Source organism: Loktanella sp. Alg231-35, assembly GCF_900143545.1.
GTDB lineage: Bacteria > Pseudomonadota > Alphaproteobacteria > Rhodobacterales > Rhodobacteraceae > Yoonia.
On record NZ_FREV01000010.1, the window covers coordinates 51,317 to 67,378 of the forward strand.

12 protein-coding genes are annotated in these 16,062 nt (G+C 53.8%); 8 read left to right on the top strand and 4 right to left on the bottom strand.

Features of this window, described 5'->3' with window-relative positions; all coding sequences use genetic code 11:
* Positions 1-2 precede the first annotated feature (2 nt).
* Entirely contained in the window at positions 3-1,550 is a 1,548-nt protein-coding gene (locus tag DHN10_RS18670; protein WP_108816866.1) for a class I adenylate-forming enzyme family protein, read from the bottom strand.
* Positions 1,551-1,778: 228 nt separating this feature from the next.
* Here DHN10_RS18670 and DHN10_RS18675 point away from each other — a divergent pair, with 228 nt between their 5' ends.
* Positions 1,779-3,725, top strand: coding sequence for a 3-hydroxyacyl-CoA dehydrogenase NAD-binding domain-containing protein (locus DHN10_RS18675; RefSeq protein ID WP_159087083.1), 1,947 nt, complete (start codon positions 1,779-1,781; stop codon positions 3,723-3,725).
* 509 nt (positions 3,726-4,234) lie between these two features.
* Here the strand turns inward: DHN10_RS18675 and DHN10_RS18685 are convergent.
* From DHN10_RS18685 to DHN10_RS18695, 3 genes are read right to left on the bottom strand one after another with little or no spacing between them, the layout of a single operon-like run.
* On the bottom strand, positions 4,235-5,644 hold the full coding sequence (locus DHN10_RS18685) for a TRAP transporter large permease (protein ID WP_108816869.1): 1,410 nt from the start codon (positions 5,642-5,644) through the stop codon (positions 4,235-4,237).
* Complete coding sequence (locus DHN10_RS18690) at positions 5,644-6,309, bottom strand: TRAP transporter small permease (protein ID WP_108816870.1); 666 nt, start codon at positions 6,307-6,309, stop codon at positions 5,644-5,646. Before DHN10_RS18690 ends, DHN10_RS18685 begins: the two co-directional genes overlap by 1 nt.
* 56 nt (positions 6,310-6,365) lie before the next feature.
* Complete coding sequence (locus DHN10_RS18695; RefSeq protein WP_108816905.1) at positions 6,366-7,367, bottom strand: DctP family TRAP transporter solute-binding subunit; 1,002 nt, start codon at positions 7,365-7,367, stop codon at positions 6,366-6,368.
* A gap of 171 nt (positions 7,368-7,538) precedes the next feature.
* Between DHN10_RS18695 and DHN10_RS18700 the strand changes: the two genes are divergently transcribed.
* From DHN10_RS18700 to DHN10_RS18730, 7 genes are all read left to right on the top strand, one after another.
* Positions 7,539-8,444: an alpha/beta fold hydrolase gene (locus tag DHN10_RS18700; protein WP_108816871.1), complete on the top strand. Its 906-nt coding sequence runs from the start codon at positions 7,539-7,541 to the stop codon at positions 8,442-8,444.
* Entirely contained in the window at positions 8,441-9,820 is a 1,380-nt protein-coding gene (gene leuC / locus DHN10_RS18705; protein ID WP_108816872.1) for a 3-isopropylmalate dehydratase large subunit, read from the top strand. Before DHN10_RS18700 ends, leuC begins: the two co-directional genes overlap by 4 nt.
* An 11-nt stretch (positions 9,821-9,831) precedes the next feature.
* Complete coding sequence (gene leuD / locus DHN10_RS18710) at positions 9,832-10,431, top strand: 3-isopropylmalate dehydratase small subunit (protein WP_234417196.1); 600 nt, start codon at positions 9,832-9,834, stop codon at positions 10,429-10,431.
* Positions 10,432-10,450: 19 nt separating this feature from the next.
* On the top strand, positions 10,451-11,335 hold the full coding sequence (locus DHN10_RS18715; RefSeq protein WP_108816874.1) for a LysR family transcriptional regulator: 885 nt from the start codon (positions 10,451-10,453) through the stop codon (positions 11,333-11,335).
* A gap of 847 nt (positions 11,336-12,182) precedes the next feature.
* On the top strand, positions 12,183-13,850 hold the full coding sequence (locus tag DHN10_RS18720) for an RcgA family putative transporter (RefSeq protein WP_108816875.1): 1,668 nt from the start codon (positions 12,183-12,185) through the stop codon (positions 13,848-13,850).
* Between the two features lie 37 nt (positions 13,851-13,887).
* Positions 13,888-14,832, top strand: a complete 945-nt coding sequence (locus tag DHN10_RS18725) for an alpha/beta hydrolase (RefSeq protein WP_108816876.1) — start codon at positions 13,888-13,890, stop codon at positions 14,830-14,832.
* 272 nt (positions 14,833-15,104) lie between these two features.
* Positions 15,105-15,926, top strand: coding sequence for a hypothetical protein (locus DHN10_RS18730; protein ID WP_234417197.1), 822 nt, complete (start codon positions 15,105-15,107; stop codon positions 15,924-15,926).
* The last annotated feature ends 136 nt before the right edge of the window (positions 15,927-16,062 follow it).

Consider the following 16,062-nt stretch of genomic DNA (forward strand, 5'->3'; position numbering starts at 1 on the left):
AATCAGACCTTGCGATCCGCCTCCTTCCAGTATCCATCACGTAAGACACGACGCAAAACCTTGCCTGCGTCGTTTTTTGGCAGTTCATCGACAAAACTCACGATCCCCGGTTTCTTGAATTTTCCAAGGACTGTCGCGCAATGGTTTGCCAGTTCCTCTTCCGTGACGGACGCGCCGGGACGACGCACGACGACAGCGGCAACCATCTCGCCCATATCCGGGTCCGGCGCACCAACAACGCAGGCTTCAAAAACACCGGGGTGCTCATAAAGCGCGTGCTCGACCTCGTTGGGGTAAACATTGAAGCCACCCGAAACGATCATGTCCTTCTTGCGATCAACGATAAAAATATAACCTTCGTCATCGGCGTAGGCGATGTCACCGGTATGATAGACGCTATCTTTTATTGCTTCCGCAGTCAGGTCTGGTGCGTTCCAATAGCCCGCCATGACATCGGGGCCCGAAATCACCAGCTCGCCGCGCTCGCCAATCGGGGTTTCGACACCATTGTCGTCGACAATTCTCACAATAGTGTCGAACATCGGACGCCCACAGGACGACAGCAGCTCCGGCTTATCGCCAACAGCCCGTTTGTGATCTGCTTCAGTCAACATGGTGACGGAAGAGCACGTCTCGCCACCGCCATAACCTTGGTTGAGAATGGGACCGAAGAAATCGATCGCTTCTTTTAGCCGGGTCGGCGAGATTGGGGCGGCACCGTATCGCACCATACGCAGGCTGGACAGATCGTAATCGTGGCGGGTGTCGGTCGAGACGATCCGGTTGATCATTGTCGGCACCAGATAGGTTTGCGTGGCCTTTTCAGTCTCGACGGCGGTCAGATAGCTATCCACGTCAAATCTGCTCAGAAGAATGTTCGAATGTCCCATCGACAAGAGCGCCAAAATAGACATGCCCGAGGCATGGGTGATCGGCCCCACATGCAGAAAGATTTCATGCTGATCAGGGCTAAGTCGTGAACGGAACGCCATTTTGCGCATCAATGCGTGGCGGTTGCCGACAGTCTGCATGGCAGCCTTCAGAACCCCCGAAGACCCGGATGTATAGTGATGGACAGCTACATCGGACAGTGCGACATCCACACAGACCGGTGTGTCTGATGCCGCCGCCAACGCAGTTTCATAGCTAGTTTCGCTATCATCTGAGCCGAAAATCAAAATCTCAAGGTTGGGGTCCTCGGCGCTGGCTTGATTTGCTGCTGTGCCATGCGCTGCATCTGCCAGCAAGATCTTTACACCAGAATCCTTGCAAATATGCGTGACTTCAGATGCTGAAAGCCGCGCGTTGATCGGGACACGGGTAAAACCACCTTTCAGCAAGGCCACCTGTACCTCGACCAGCTCATTACGGTTCCAAGCAAGGACCGCGACACGATCGCCCTTTGTCAGCCCTTTTGCAGACAACAAGTTGGCAAGGCGATTGCTTCGCTCATCCAGCTCCGAATAGGTTTTCACGCCGTTCTCGTCTTTAAGCGCAATACGATCGCGCCAATAGCGCGCACTGCGTGCTACCAGATATCCTAGGTTCATCTTGGTCTAGCCTCGCTGCTTGAACATTCTCGAACCCAGTTTAGTCATAGCAAGTATGCAAAAGAAAATACGATTTAACTCTGCTTTTCATCGCTTTTTAATATCGGATGGTCATGAGCCATGTGATAGAAAAAAGTGATGAATGATATTCATTATTCGTATTTTATTATCGCTGAGATCAAGTCTACTGTTTGACATCTTCCACAACAAATGACGGGCGGTTTTGCGATGACTGAAGTTCGCTTTGAAACACAAGGTGCAATTGCGATCATAAGGATCTGCAACCCGCCTGTTAATGCGATATCACAGGCGGTTCGTCAGGGAATGCTTGAGGCCGTCCAGACATTTGCAGACACGCCAGAATGCAAGGCTGCTGTCCTGATTTGCGAAGGGCGTACGTTTATGGCGGGCGCGGATGTGAAGGAATTCGGTGCCCCACCAATCCCGCCGCATCTACCTGAATTAATTTCTGAAATAGAAACCTGCCCCAAACCTATTGTCGCTGCCATTCATGGTCAGGCACTTGGCGGAGGTCTGGAAATCGCGTTGGGCTGTGCATGGCGGATCGCCGTTGAGCGGGCACGGTTCGGCCTGCCAGAAGTTACGCTTGGCGTTATTCCGGGTGCCGGGGGGACGCAGCGGTTGCCGCGCTTGGTTGGTGTCCAGTCGGCGCTGGACATTGCAGTCGGGGGACGTCCGGTGAATGCGGCGAAAGCACTGAAAATCGGCCTTATCGACAAAATCATCGGCGATCTGGAAACCGAGGCGATAGCCTTTGCTACCGAAATTGCGGGCACTGACCCTGCATCTCGCAGGCTCGACATGGCAATGCCGGGATCAGAAAGCGCATCGATATTTGAGACCACTCGCACAATGCTCGGGAAACGCAAACCGGGTCAGAACGCACCGCTTGCGGCTGTGACTGCAATCGAGGCCGCCACTCAATTGCCGTTCGACGAAGGCATGGCGATCGAGCGCAAACTGTTTCTTGAATTGCGCGGCAGCCCGCAGGCCGCTGCGCTCCGCCACATCTTCTTTGCCGAACGCGCCAGCACCAAGGTCGCCGGTATCGATTTGAAATCTGCCGGCCGGATCGAACGGGTTGCAGTGATTGGGGCCGGAACCATGGGGGCTGGGATCGCCTTGTTTTTTGCAGGCAGGAATATCCCGGTCACATTGGTCGAAATCACAAAAGAAGCCGCCGAAGCCGGGCTTGGGCGTATCAAAGATAATATCGCCCAAAGTGTTCTGCGTGGTAAACTTTCGGATGCGGACGCAGAGGCCATTCTGGAACGAATTTTCCTGACGACGGACTACGATGACTTGGCCGACACCGATTTGGTAATTGAGGCAGCAGTCGAAAACCTGTCGATCAAGAAAAAGATATTTGCGCAACTGGATGATGTTTGCCGATCAGACGCAATTCTAGCGACCAATACATCGTATCTAGACATCAACGACCTGGCCGCTTCGACCAAATGCCCCAACCGGATTGTCGGATTGCATTTCTTCAGCCCGGCACATGTGATGAAACTGGTCGAGATTGTACGCACCGACAAAAGCGACGATCAGGTTATTGCCACCCTGACATCTGAGATGAAAAAGCTTGGTAAGACAGCCGTCATTGCGGGTGTTTGTCACGGATTTATCGGCAACCGAATGTATCAGTCCTACCAGCGCGAAGCCGGGCTGCTGCTTTTGGAAACCGGCAAGCCGGAGATTGTAGATTCTGCACTGCGGCAATTCGGGATGGCGATGGGTCCATTTCAGACCCTTGATCTGTCGGGCATCGACATCGGATATCTGATGCGCAAATCACTACCCGTCGACGCCATCCATCCATACGCCTTTCAGGTGCATGATCGTCTTGTTGAAATGGATCGCAAGGGGCGTAAGTCCAAGACGGGTTTCTATCGCTACGTTGCTTCGAAGCCTGAGACCGACGATCTGGTGTCTAAGTTGGTTGCGCAGGTTGCCTCTGAATTCGACATAACGCAGCGCGATATCCCCCCAGAAGAGATCGCTCGGCGTTGCATGCAGGCGTTGTCGATTGAGGGGCAAAAAATTCTGCAAGAAGGTATCGCCGACAAACCAGGTGACATCGATGTCGTATTCGTGAACGGATACGGTTTCCCCCGGCATCTGGGTGGACCGATGTATTTTGCAAGGAATTGACAATTCTTACAAACGGGTCAAAGCGCTAATGGAATGTGACTTGTCCGCGAAGCGCGAGCTCACCGATCAAGTTTCGCTGTTGAAAACTCGAATGTCCGGTTCTTCCGGTGCATGGCAGCACAGATCGAGTCGTGCTTGCAGCTTGGAAACCGGATTCACACAATGGGCTCGGAGCAGTTATCCACTGCATATTTCACGACTGGCCAAATTGAGAGTGATCAGCCTCCTGCCCTTTGAGATCAAACTAGAGGCGAGAGCATTAAACTTCACATAAGCGCGCTTACGCGAATCCGAGGTAAGCATTCCCCCCTGCCCTATCATGAAGGCCATTTGCGGACCTTCGCGCTTTGTGCGGCGAATGCCAGCAACGAGCCCATATTGACCAATGCTGCAACTTGTATGAATGGCTGCTTCGCTTGGCGAAGACGGAAAGTTCGGTTTCGCAAAAGTTAGAAGAAAAGCGGCGATGCCAAAACTGACACCGCCGTTTTTTGCTCGCATTGCTACATCTAGTTCGTGATGATTTCTGGCCCCATGAACGTATTTGGCAGTATGGTCGAAATCCACGGCACATAGGTCACCAGGATCAAGAAAACAAAGAGCACCGCGAGGAATGGTAGTGCCGCACGCACTACGCTCATCATTGGCATACCGGCGACACCGGAGGTAACAAAGAGGTTCAGTCCAACCGGAGGTGTAATCATACCGATCTCCATATTGACGACCATGATGATGCCGAGATGGATCGGATCAATGCCAAGCTCGATCGCGATTGGGAACACCAGTGGCGCTACGATCACCAGCAGTCCCGACGGTTCCATGAACTGGCCGCCGATCAACAGGATGATGTTGACGACTATCAAGAACATAACCGGCCCGAAGCCCGCAGAAAGCATCGCATTGGCGATATGTTGTGGGATTTGTTCGTCTGTTAGAACGTGCTTCAAGATAAGCGCGTTTGCGATCACGAACAGCAACGTGACTGTCAGCTTGCCGGCATCGAACAAAGTGCGTTGTGTATCTGGATGGAAAAACGCGGTCACGATGGCCCATGGGCGGCTCCGCAACGGAATGCTGCCGGGGGTTTCGTTCACCGCTGCAGCGGAAAGACTACGTGGCTGTCTATCTGCGAGTGGCCCCATATCCTTGTAGACGAACGTCGCGATGAAGAACGCATAGACTGCGGCGACTGCGGCCGCTTCGGTTGGGGTAAAAATGCCCCCGTAGATGCCGCCAAGGATGATGACGATCAGGAAAAGTCCCCAGCCCGCCTCACGGCCAGAGGCAACGATTTCGCCCCAACCCTGCCACTCACCCTTGGGCAAATTCTTAATTCTTGCGATGACATAAATGGTCGTCATCAGCATGAAACCGGCTAGCAATCCGGGGATGACCCCAGCCAGAAACATACGACCGACTGAAACCTCAACCGACGCAGCATAGACCACCATCACGATGGACGGTGGGATCAAGATACCCAATGTCCCTGCTGTACAGATGACGCCTGCGGCAAAGTCTTTGGTATACCCGACCTGTCGCATACCTCCGATCACGATGGTTCCGATTGCCACAACAGTCGCAGGCGAAGATCCTGAAAGAGCCGCAAACAGCATACAGGCGAAAACGCCAGCAATTGCCAGCCCACCGGGCAGGTGCCCGACACAGGCAATTGAGAACCGAATGATCCGTTGGGCAACGCCGCCTGTCGTCATGAAGGAAGACGCTAATATAAAGAACGGGATAGCGAGCAGGGTATAGTGCCCCTCAAACGCGCTGAATAGGGTTTGTGCCACTGATGCCAGTGAGCTGTCTGAATAGACCAACAGAAAAAGAACCGATGACATGCCAAGCGAAATGGCAATCGGAACACCGATCAGCATGAGGCCGATGACCATTGAAAAGAGAAGTGCGACTTCCATTAGCTTTCTCCCTGCCTCTGTTCGCGGATTTCTTGAATTTCGTCTTCAACCTCGTGGCTGGCCACAACGCGGTCGGTTTTGCCAGACCAAAGCGCCCAGCCAGCTTGGACAAAGCGCAAAAGTAACAGCGCCATTGATAATGGCAGAACAACGTAGGGCAGCAGGCGGGGGATTTTTTCGTAGCTTTGGCCGTCGTTGAACACGGTTTCCATCCAGCCCAAAACAGCGGGATGCGGGATGTCATTGACCTCGTACCATCCCTTGCCGCGGAAGCTCTCCTCAAACCCAAGCGGGAACCAGCGCCCATCGGTGCCAGGAAGGTTCGCGAAGTTGGCCCAGTAGTCCCATGCGCCTTTCAACATTAGAAAGCTAAAAGCGATACAGACGGCAACCGCAGCCAGCCCCATCATGCGACGTGGTTTTGGTGTCAGTGCATTGATGACGATGTCGACGCCCAAATGCGCGCCTTTCTTGACCGCATAGGATGCACCGAGAAGAACGAGCCAACCGAACAAAAAGACGGTCAGCTCCAACGCCCAAAGAATATTCCGATTGAAGCCGTATCGCATGACGACATTGGCGAATGTGATTAATGTCATCACGCCAAGGATGCCCGCAATTAGGGTCTCTTCTATCCGATCAATGAACGATCTCGTGTGATCCATGTCGGACCTCCCTTTGCGTGCCGAGGGCAGATCAACCGCCCTCGGCTACTTCTGATTTAGGTGCCGCCGTTGAACGACTGTGCCGCGTCGATCATGTCTTGGCCGACGTCGTCAGAGAATTGCTCCCAAACCGGTTTCATCGCATTGACCCACGCCAAACGTTCTTCTGCTGTGAGGGTGCGCACCTCGCCACCGGCATCGATGATGGCCTGACGATTGGCCTGGTTCACCGCAAAGGACTCTGCGTTTCGAAGCTCTGTGACTTCATCCAAGATCGTCAAGAATTGGTCACGGACATCGGCATCCAAGCCTTCAAGCCAATCGACATTCGTCACGACCAAATAGTCGATAACACCGTGGTTGGTTTCGGTAATGCCATCCTGAACCTCGAAGAACTTTTTGCCATAGATGTTGGACCAAACGTTCTCTTGGCCGTCGACAACGCCTTGTTGAAGTGCGCCATAGACCTCTGAGAAGGCCATCTTTTGCGGCGCGCCACCGATCGCTTCCATCTGCGCGACAAGAACGTCGGATGACATCACGCGGAACTTGAGCCCGTCAGCGTCTGCTGGTGACATTAAAGGAACATTGGCGGACATTTGCTTCATGCCATTGTGCCAGAAGGTCAGACCCTGAAGACCTCGGTTCTGCATGCTGTCTAGCAGTGCCTGCCCAGCCTCAGATGCTTGAAACGCATCAACAGCCTCGATGTCTTCAAACATGAAAGGCAGGTCGAAAATACGGAATTGCTTGGTGAATTTTTCAAACTTTGACAGCGACGGTGCGGCGAGTTGAACGTCACCCTGCAGTAGCGCCTCTAGCACCTTGTTGTCATCATAAAGGGTGGAGTTCGGAAAAACCTCCATACAGGCTGTTCCGTCCATCTCGGTGTTGACGCGCTCGGCCAGCAAAGTGGCCGCGATGCCCTTGGGGTGCTTGTCTGTGTTCGTGACGTGGCTGAACTTGATGACGATCTCGCCTTCGTCGCAAGCCGCGAAAGCCGACGAAGCACTTGTCGCCAATGTCAGGGATAGTGCAGTGGTTAGCAGAAATTTCATGGTATCCTCCTCTGATCCGGTTCGCGGCACCATGCGATGCTGCAAATGTCGTTAAAGACTATCGAGGTTTCACATGAGGATTAGTCGGCATTACTGATCAGTTTTGCCGATTAAACCTTTTGATTTAATCTGAGATAGTGGATAAAAATTCATGTCCTCAGGGGGATCGAAATGTTCAAGGACTTCGTGGAAGAGCGTATCGTAGGCGATGGTGCGACCCTGTTCCTCCGCCGCGCAGGACCTGTCGGTGCGCCGCCGCTTGTTCTATTGCATGGGTATCCGCAGACGTCCGCCATGTGGCACGGTGTGGCCCCCATTCTGGCCCGTACGTTTCAGGTTATTTGCCCTGATCTGCGCGGCTACGGTCGGTCTGACAAGCCAGCGTCCGATGCAGCACACGCGCCTTATGCAAAGCGGGCTATGGCGAACGACATCGTCGCTGTCATGCGGCGCTTGGGCCACGAGCGGTTTCTTGTTGGTGCCCATGATCGCGGTGCGCGGGTCGCGCATCGGTTGGGTCTGGACCATCCTGACCGCGTCTCAGCCATGGCATTGCTCGACATCGCTCCGACCCGTGAAATGTATGCCGGGACAAGCGCCGGATTCGCACAGGCATACTGGCACTGGTTCTTTCTGACACAGCCTAGCCCGCTACCTGAACGCATGATCGGTGCAGATCCTGAAGGGTTCTGGAAACTGAAATGCTTCAATCAGGCACGCGGCGATAATCCGTTTTCACCTGAAGCTTTGGCAGAATACCTAAGTGCCTTCGCAGACCCCGACGCTATTCATGCAAGCTGTGAAGACTATCGGGCCGCCGCCACGATCGACATCGCACATGATGATGCGGATCAGGGCCGCAAACTTCGCATGCCCGTTTTGACCCTTTGGGCGAAACGTGGCGTGATTGAGACGTGCTTTGACGCGCTTGCCCTATGGCGACAGCGGGCTGAAAGGGCTGAGGGCGAAGCGCTCGACACCACACATTACATGGCCGAAGAAATCCCGGATGACATAGCTGCGCGCATGTCGGATTTCTTTGCCCGCAACCCAATTCACGCAAAGGCAACCGCATGAGCCGGACACTTTATGACAAACTGGTCGACGCCCATAAGGTGTGCGATCTGCCAGATGGCGACATGCTGATCTATGTCGATTTCCACATCATGAATGAATACACCAGCCCGCAAGCCTTCTCGGGGCTCGACGCAAAGGGCTTGGACGTTTGGCGGACCGAGGCGCATCTTGCCGTGGTCGATCATGTGAACGCAACCCGCAGCAATGAACCGCATGATAAGGCTTCCAAGCTCCTAATCGACAATCTGGAATCCAATTGCACCAAGCACGACATCGCTTTTTATGGTCTGGGCGACCCGCGACAGGGCATTGAACACGTCGTGGTTCCCGAACAGGGGTTGGTCATACCCGGCATGTTAATTGCCTGCGGTGACAGCCACACGACAACCTATGGCGCATACGGCGCGCTGGGGTTTGGCATCGGCACCTCGGAAGTGGAACATGTTCTGGCAACCCAAACGCTACGCTACAAACGTATGAAAACGATGCGCGTTTTGATCGACGGCGAAACCGCACCCGGCGTGACGGCGAAAGACATCATCATGAAAGTCGTGCAAGTCGTGGGCGCTGGCGGGGCCAATGGATTTGCGGTGGAGTTTGCAGGTTCCGCCGTTCGCCACCTCGACATGGCCGGACGCATGACCGTTTGCAATATGGCGGTTGAGTTAGGCGCGCGTGCGGCTTTGATCGCAGCGGATGAGGTCACCGAAGCGGCATTGCAAGGCCACTCTCATAGCGGTCGGTTTGCGTTCTACGGGGAGAGTTGGCACAGCGACCCCGAGGCCGTCTTTGACAATGAGGTCGCAATAGCAGGGGGCGATATCGAACCGCTGGTCACATGGGGCACCAGCCCGGATCAATCGGTGCCGATCACTGCACATGTGCCGGTCGCGTCCGACTATGTCTCGCCGAAAGCCAAGGCCGCTTTGGCGCGGTCGTTGAATTACATGGGGCTAACCGAGGGGCAGTCAGCCCAGTCGATCGCAATCGACACGGCCTTTATCGGTTCTTGCACCAACAGCCGGATTGAAGACCTGCGCGAGGCGGCCAAGATACTCGAAGGTAGGAAGGTCGCGGTGGGCGTCGAAGCCATCGTCGTGCCCGGCTCTGCCATGACACGGATCAAAGCCGAAGCCGAAGGCCTGCGCGCGATCTTTGAGGCTGCAGGTTTTGAATGGCGACCCGAGGCGGGCTGTTCCATGTGCCTTGCAATGAACGACGACATCGCCATGGATGGTGAACGCGTCGCATCATCCACCAACCGAAATTTCGAAGGCCGACAGGGTCGCGGCGCACGCACGCACCTTATGTCACCTGCAATGGTCGCGGCGGCTTCTGTCGCGGGGCATCTGGCAGATGTGCGAGATTTCAAATGAAAGACCAACAGATGAAAAAGATGATCAAAGGGATCGCAGCACCTTTGCCGCTGGCCAATGTCGATACTGATGTGATCATGCCCAAGCGGTTTCTGATCACGATCACCCGCGAAGGATTGGCGGATGGCACATTCGCCGATTTGCGCTTTGACAATGCTGGGGGTCCTCGCCCAGACTTTATCTTGAACAAAGCACCTTGGACGCAGGCCAATATTTTGGTTGTCGGCGACAATTTCGGCTGTGGGTCCAGTCGCGAACATGCTGTCTGGGGTATGCGCCAACTTGGGATTGATGCCTGCATCGGCACAAGTTTCGCCGGTATTTTCTACGACAATGCCCGCAAAAACGGTTTGGCATTGCCGATTGTCTCGCCGGAGACGCGGGACTTGCTTTTGCAGGCCGCAGGCAACGGTGCCGAGATAACAATCGACCTAAGTGGCCGCACGATCACAGCTGGTGACATTCGCGCGCCATTCGAGATGGACGCCGCGACACAAACAGCGCTGATCCGAGGTCGCGATGATACGCTAGACTCGTTAGAACATGCAGGTGCGATCCGAGACTATGAGGCGGGATTGAAAAGCCAGATGCGGGTCAGCGTCATCAAATAGACCAATAAGGGAACACAGATTGGATATCAGACAGCTGGAATGCTTCGTCGCCGTGGCGGAAGAACTTCACTTCCGGCGAGCAGGCGAACGTTTGGGGCTAAGCCAATCGGCTCTTTCTGAACGGGTCTCTGCGTTGGAACATGAACTTGGTGCGCGACTGTTTTTCAGAACGACACGGCAGGTCAGCCTGACCCAAGCTGGGTCAGAGTTCGTCCAGGATGCCAAAAGGATACTTGCCGATATCGAAAGGGCGGTCTCAAATGTTCGCCACACCGCCGAGTCTGACCTACGCCACATCCGTGTGAGCGGGGTAGATGAGGCGATTTCGATGCTGCTGCCCAAAGCTCTGCTAGCTTTTCGCAGGACGGACCCGAAGGTTCACGTGCAGGTACTGGAAACCTCATCTTCTGAACAACATTCGCAAGAGTTGATTGGCCATCGCACCGATGTGGCCTTTGTCAGAACGCCGCAGCAAGACGATTTCATCACCAGTGAACTGCTTCACCGGCAGCCGGTTTTGGTGGTTCTTGCGGATACAAACCCTCTTTCAAGCTCTGTGTCTCTATCGGCGTCCGATATCGTCGACCAACCGATCGTGGGCTACCCCAAACACGCACGCCCAATCTTGCACGAAGCATTATGGAGCGGCTTTCGCCGAATAGGCGCGCAGCCCAACATTGTCTGTGAGATTATTGATAAGTCCACAATGTTGCAGTTTGTAGCTCAGGGCCTCGGAATCGCATTGGCACCTGCTTGGGTCCGGAATATCGCCCCCTTAGGTGTTTCCTTCGTCCCATTTGAGCCATGTGAAAACCTCATTGACCTATACGTTGCATTTCGCAAATCGGGAAATTCAGACACCGTCAAAAGATTCGTCGATGCAGTTAGAAAAACCACGGTCTAAGGGTCCGAGACCGTGGTTTTCCTCGATGGTATGGTACCGCTGTTCAATGCAGCACTTAACAAACGCGTGGCCGCCAAACTCTGGAAGCAGCCGTTAACAAAGAAAGCGTCAAAGTCTGGAATGTCCCGCATCTTGCCTATTCGAATGGGACGCAGCGAATGCCCGGTTTCGGTTCGCCAAAGCAAAGCGCGAAGCTAGGTAGTCGCTCTTCTTGTCAGCCGGCATCGTAGCACAGACTGTCCAAATTGAACCCATGTCTGCGCGCAGATTTTCTGTGACGTAGCAACCCGATCAACTACAAGGAAGTTGAAATTCTTGATAGTCAATTGGCGGAAACTCGCCTTAGAATGTCCCTTGCTCACGTTCGACGTTTAACATCGAGAAGCCCCAATCTAAACTGCGCCTAGAACAAAATTGGTTCGACCCAAAGAAACAGCGGTTGGGTCGAAACGCCTAGCGCTCGTGCATTTTTCTAGTTTTAAATGAACGGGGATCATTCGTAGTACACGTTGCTATGCACCTTCGACTTCCATCGGGGCACAGTTTCTCCAGTGTTCCATTCGTAAAGCCAACCGACGAGCTCTCCTGACGCTGTGTCAAAGATCCGCTTAACGGCCCGTGCATGTATTCGGTCCAACTCTGCTTTGGGTACCCGAGACTCAGAATGATTTTTTGGTACTACGTGTCTGATTTTGACTAGTACGGCAGGTGTCAGATGAGGTTTGGCAGCTGCAGTCATAATTCTTCCTCTTAGTTCGAGCCAGCGATGATCATCAGAATCCGTCACTTGGTTCGGTCATCGGCATCTAGGTGCCTCACGTTCAAGTTGTGTTTACAAATGCTGTGAATGCACGACAGAAAACGCAAAGAGGCGCAAAACAACGCAAAATGGCAGTTTAATACATTGATAAAAAACAATAAGTATTTCGTTGCACCGCAGAAAGAAGCTGACAGTTTTAAGCAGCTTTTCGCTCGTTTAGCAGCAGCTGGCGCAGGACGCCCTGTAGATGCCGAGGGGTTTCCTGACGGACCTTGGACGCCTGAGAAACTGACTGATGCCATTTCTTCTTTTGAGGCCAACGAGAAGGGTATCGAGGTGCGAGCTGTGCAGGTTTGGTTTCAAGATAATTATAACGGCATCAGCAATGAGAACATACGCTGGCTAGCGCGCATATTCGGGTGCGATGACCCCGAAGCAACGGCTCAGTGGCAAGCGGAGCTGAACGCCGCTCGAGAGAGACTGGCATCTGAAAGGCGTGAAAAGAGGCGACGCGCTGCGTCCACAGAAGCCAAGAGCGAACAGGCAAAGGCGCTACATGGCAATTTTGTGGCCAGGCTGACCTTCGCGGAACTTTCAGAGCGTGCGTTTCGTGGCAGCGGCCCTTTCAATCTGATCGTAGCTCTTTGGGTGTTTGTTTCGATGCTCTTGTTTGTCGCTTACCTCACGGGTGTCCACGACGTGGTTTGCAGCCCAGCTGAAGGCGTAAACAAACAAGTTGGACTATTTTGGTCGCCAAACTGGTACATTGACGATTTGGTCCTGGTTCCATTGCTGATGATTGTCGTTTCAAACACTGTCACCCGATGGCGTGATCAAAGCAGAGGAATGCTCGTCTCCGAACAAGTTGATCCTGAGCTCGACACTGGTTGGCGACAAAGACGCAACGACTTTGCATTCACGTTTCAGGCCTTGTTTCTCGCCAGCTTGTTCATCATTTTCTTCCTTCAATGGTATGGTGCCTATCTGACGCCGCTCCGGGAGAACGATGTCGGGCAACGCGTTGTTGATTGGCTGCTGATTGCAATTGAACGACCGGATGTCATGTCCATTCCTTTTGCTAAGTACCTCTCACTGATCGCCAACTTCACGTCGGGTATCAGCTATTGGTGCTGCTTCACGGGGCTCTTGCTGCTCTACATAGTTGTAACCGATTTCAAGGACGTTTGCGGTCGCTCGGCACCTTATTACAGCCCGCCTCAGTACTATGAGGCGATGAGTTCCGCTCGAACAATCATGCAGGGTATCTATCGCTGCGCGATCTTGATGCTCATAGCGTCGACTGCCATAAAACTGGTCGCAACCTACCTTATGACAGATGCTGAAAACCTCGCAGGGTGGCTGCTTAAAGACGCGCGCACGCTATTTGGGCTCACCAACGATGGCTGGAATTGGTTTGACAAGAGCCCTTCCGCTTCCATCACCAGTTTCTTTGTTATGTTCATTCCAGTATTTGTCTTCTTTGTGTGCTTGTCTCAGGTCCATTGGGCACTTCGCGCGTTGCTCAGCGCAGACGTCGATCAGTCCAACGCGGCTTTACTGACGAATTCAAATAGGTTGGACGAATTGAAGGCTGAATGGTTCAATTGGAGCATTGTCATTGCCCTACTCGTCGCCAATTTTTGGTTGATCGGCCGGTTCACGGGGTTCTCGATCCTTCTGATCGGTAGCTTGGCGATAGGCATTTACAGTATCATTTCGACAACTCGATTTCAGGCAGGAGAAAACAAGATATGAGCAAGAACTTTTCATCAGCTATCAGGGATCTCGGTTGATGGACGCCGCGCCCTTCTTTTCTGAGATTGCGGATGGTCCAGACGACGGGGCCGCATTTTGGGTGAACGCGGATGATGGCGTGCGCCTCAGATTGGCGAAGTGGAAGACAGAAGGCTCCGGCGCGGGAACGGTTCTGATGTTCCCCGGTCGCACTGAGTACATTGAGCTTCAAGGCCGAACAGCGCGTGACTTTCGTGCCCACGGCTACTCCATCCTCACGATCGATTGGCGCGGGCATGGGCTGTCTGATCGTCTGACAGAAGACCCGAAAACGATACACGTGAATAGCTATGCAGACTATCAGAACGACGTTAGGGCGATGGTCGCTGCAGCAAAGGCGCTTGATTTACCGAAGCCATGGTTCCTGTTTGGGAATTCCATGGGGGCATGCATCGGTCTACGAGCTGCGATCGAAGGTCTGGACGTGAAAGCATGTGCGTTCTCCGCGCCCATGTGGCGTATCAAGATGTCTCTGATTCAGAGCCTCATCGCTATTCCAGTCGCATGGATTGCTTGCCGCGTGGGAAAAGGGCACGTGTACATTCCAGGCCATGATGAGAGGAACTACGCTTCATACCACCCGTTTGAGGGCAACCGGATTACCTCTGATCCTGACGGCTACGACTATTGGGTCAGACAAGCACGTGCTGAACTGAGCTTGCAGACCGGCGGGTCCAGCATGAAATGGCTTCTGCAGAGCCTCATTGAATGCCGGCATCTTTCGAAACTGCCCTCCCCTCCCCTTCCCTGCATCGCCTTTTGGGGCGACCAGGATGAAATCGTTGACTTTGAGCCAATCGAAACTCGTATGGCTGAATGGCCCGATGGTTCGGTCGTGCGAATTGAGAACGCCAAGCACGCGCTTGTTCTGGAACAACCAGAAACTCGGAAAACACTCATCGACAAGACACACGCGCTCTTCTTGGCAGCGTTGAGCAGCTAGCTTCACTTCCGATTTTCCTGGGCAATCTCAGATAATCGTAGGGCAGAACCTGTCTCGTGCAGATGATCTGAAATCTGCAAGGCAGACCTTTCGTTGCGTCGTATCACTTGGCTAGACGTTCTGACGAATGACCGAGCATTTCGGGTCTGTTGCAGGACGGGGCGAACTGACTCTTTCAGACCATTAGGGATTGCCAGCATCACAAAAAGTCAATAATAACTTATAAGAAATGATGGAAGATATAATAAATTTGATCAATATGGAGAACGACTATGCCCAAACTTCTCAAGTCGACGGTAGCGGCAGCTTCATTGATCGCAACTGCATTTACGCTGGTTCCTGCGCGCGTTCTGGCTCAAAGCTACCAAATTGATTGTGCTATCCTGTTGTGTTTGTCCGGAGGCTGGCCTGCGTCGGTGCCCTGTGCCCGCGCCCGCGCTGAGTTCATTCGCCGGATTACACCATGGCCCGTCGAGCCACCTTTGCAGATTTGGCGTTGCCCGATGGGTGCCGCCTACACCGTAGACCCCGAAACACTCACCAGCGAACGGATATATGAAATCCTCTTTCAGCTGGACCAGACCGCTCCCCTCCAATCCCTCCCGTTGGATGAGGCAGGAACTCCGGTCATCGGCCTCGATGGTCGTTTGGCCGGAGCGCCTGCATCGGAATTTCAAGCGCCCCCACTCACGGACGGCATGGAGCCGCAACCCGCTGTCGTTCGCATGTCGGGCGGTGACGCGGCTCCATTGCCGGAGGGCTTTGCATTGCAGTTGGTACAGGATCGCGCGGATATCGACATCAGTGGGGCTGACTTTAACTTCGTGCGCTCAATCCGTGTTTTCCAGACCCAAGCGCGGCAATGGGAGTCTGGCCGTGACGGCGATTGCAACAGCTACGCATCGGTCCGGTTGGGCAGCTATGGCACGCAAGGAGATTACCGTTGGACACGTAGCGGCGTAGGGGCATTGCCTGATGACCACACCGGCCTGACCGGTTTTGGCTCACACTGCCCCAGTGTCTTTCACAGGTCCGTCTTCGTTGATTGGCGCGACTATGAAGGCAACTACGGCTTCGAGCAGGTGAACTACTAAGGCTTGTGGCTCCAATTAAACCCGGCACCAGAATTGCGGTGGGCCTCCACAAGTTGTATGTCTGTCGTCAAAACTTATAAGAATCAACAGGCGGAGCAGAACATACCCCAGAATCGAAAACCCCCCGCAAGGCGGT

What these genes read in the sequence shown, in the direction of transcription:
- DHN10_RS18670 (WP_108816866.1), bottom strand. Translation starts at nt 1,550, where the DNA reads ATGAACCTAGGATATCTGGTAGCACGCAGTGCGCGCTATTGGCGCGAT.
- DHN10_RS18675 (WP_159087083.1), top strand. Translation starts at nt 1,779, where the DNA reads ATGACTGAAGTTCGCTTTGAAACACAAGGTGCAATTGCGATCATAAGG.
- DHN10_RS18685 (WP_108816869.1), bottom strand. Translation starts at nt 5,644, where the DNA reads ATGGAAGTCGCACTTCTCTTTTCAATGGTCATCGGCCTCATGCTGATC.
- DHN10_RS18690 (WP_108816870.1), bottom strand. Translation starts at nt 6,309, where the DNA reads ATGGATCACACGAGATCGTTCATTGATCGGATAGAAGAGACCCTAATT.
- DHN10_RS18695 (WP_108816905.1), bottom strand. Translation starts at nt 7,367, where the DNA reads ATGAAATTTCTGCTAACCACTGCACTATCCCTGACATTGGCGACAAGT.
- DHN10_RS18700 (WP_108816871.1), top strand. Translation starts at nt 7,539, where the DNA reads ATGTTCAAGGACTTCGTGGAAGAGCGTATCGTAGGCGATGGTGCGACC.
- leuC (WP_108816872.1), top strand. Translation starts at nt 8,441, where the DNA reads ATGAGCCGGACACTTTATGACAAACTGGTCGACGCCCATAAGGTGTGC.
- leuD (WP_234417196.1), top strand. Translation starts at nt 9,832, where the DNA reads ATGAAAAAGATGATCAAAGGGATCGCAGCACCTTTGCCGCTGGCCAAT.
- DHN10_RS18720 (WP_108816875.1), top strand. Translation starts at nt 12,183, where the DNA reads ATGCACGACAGAAAACGCAAAGAGGCGCAAAACAACGCAAAATGGCAG.
- DHN10_RS18725 (WP_108816876.1), top strand. Translation starts at nt 13,888, where the DNA reads ATGGACGCCGCGCCCTTCTTTTCTGAGATTGCGGATGGTCCAGACGAC.
- DHN10_RS18730 (WP_234417197.1), top strand. Translation starts at nt 15,105, where the DNA reads ATGCCCAAACTTCTCAAGTCGACGGTAGCGGCAGCTTCATTGATCGCA.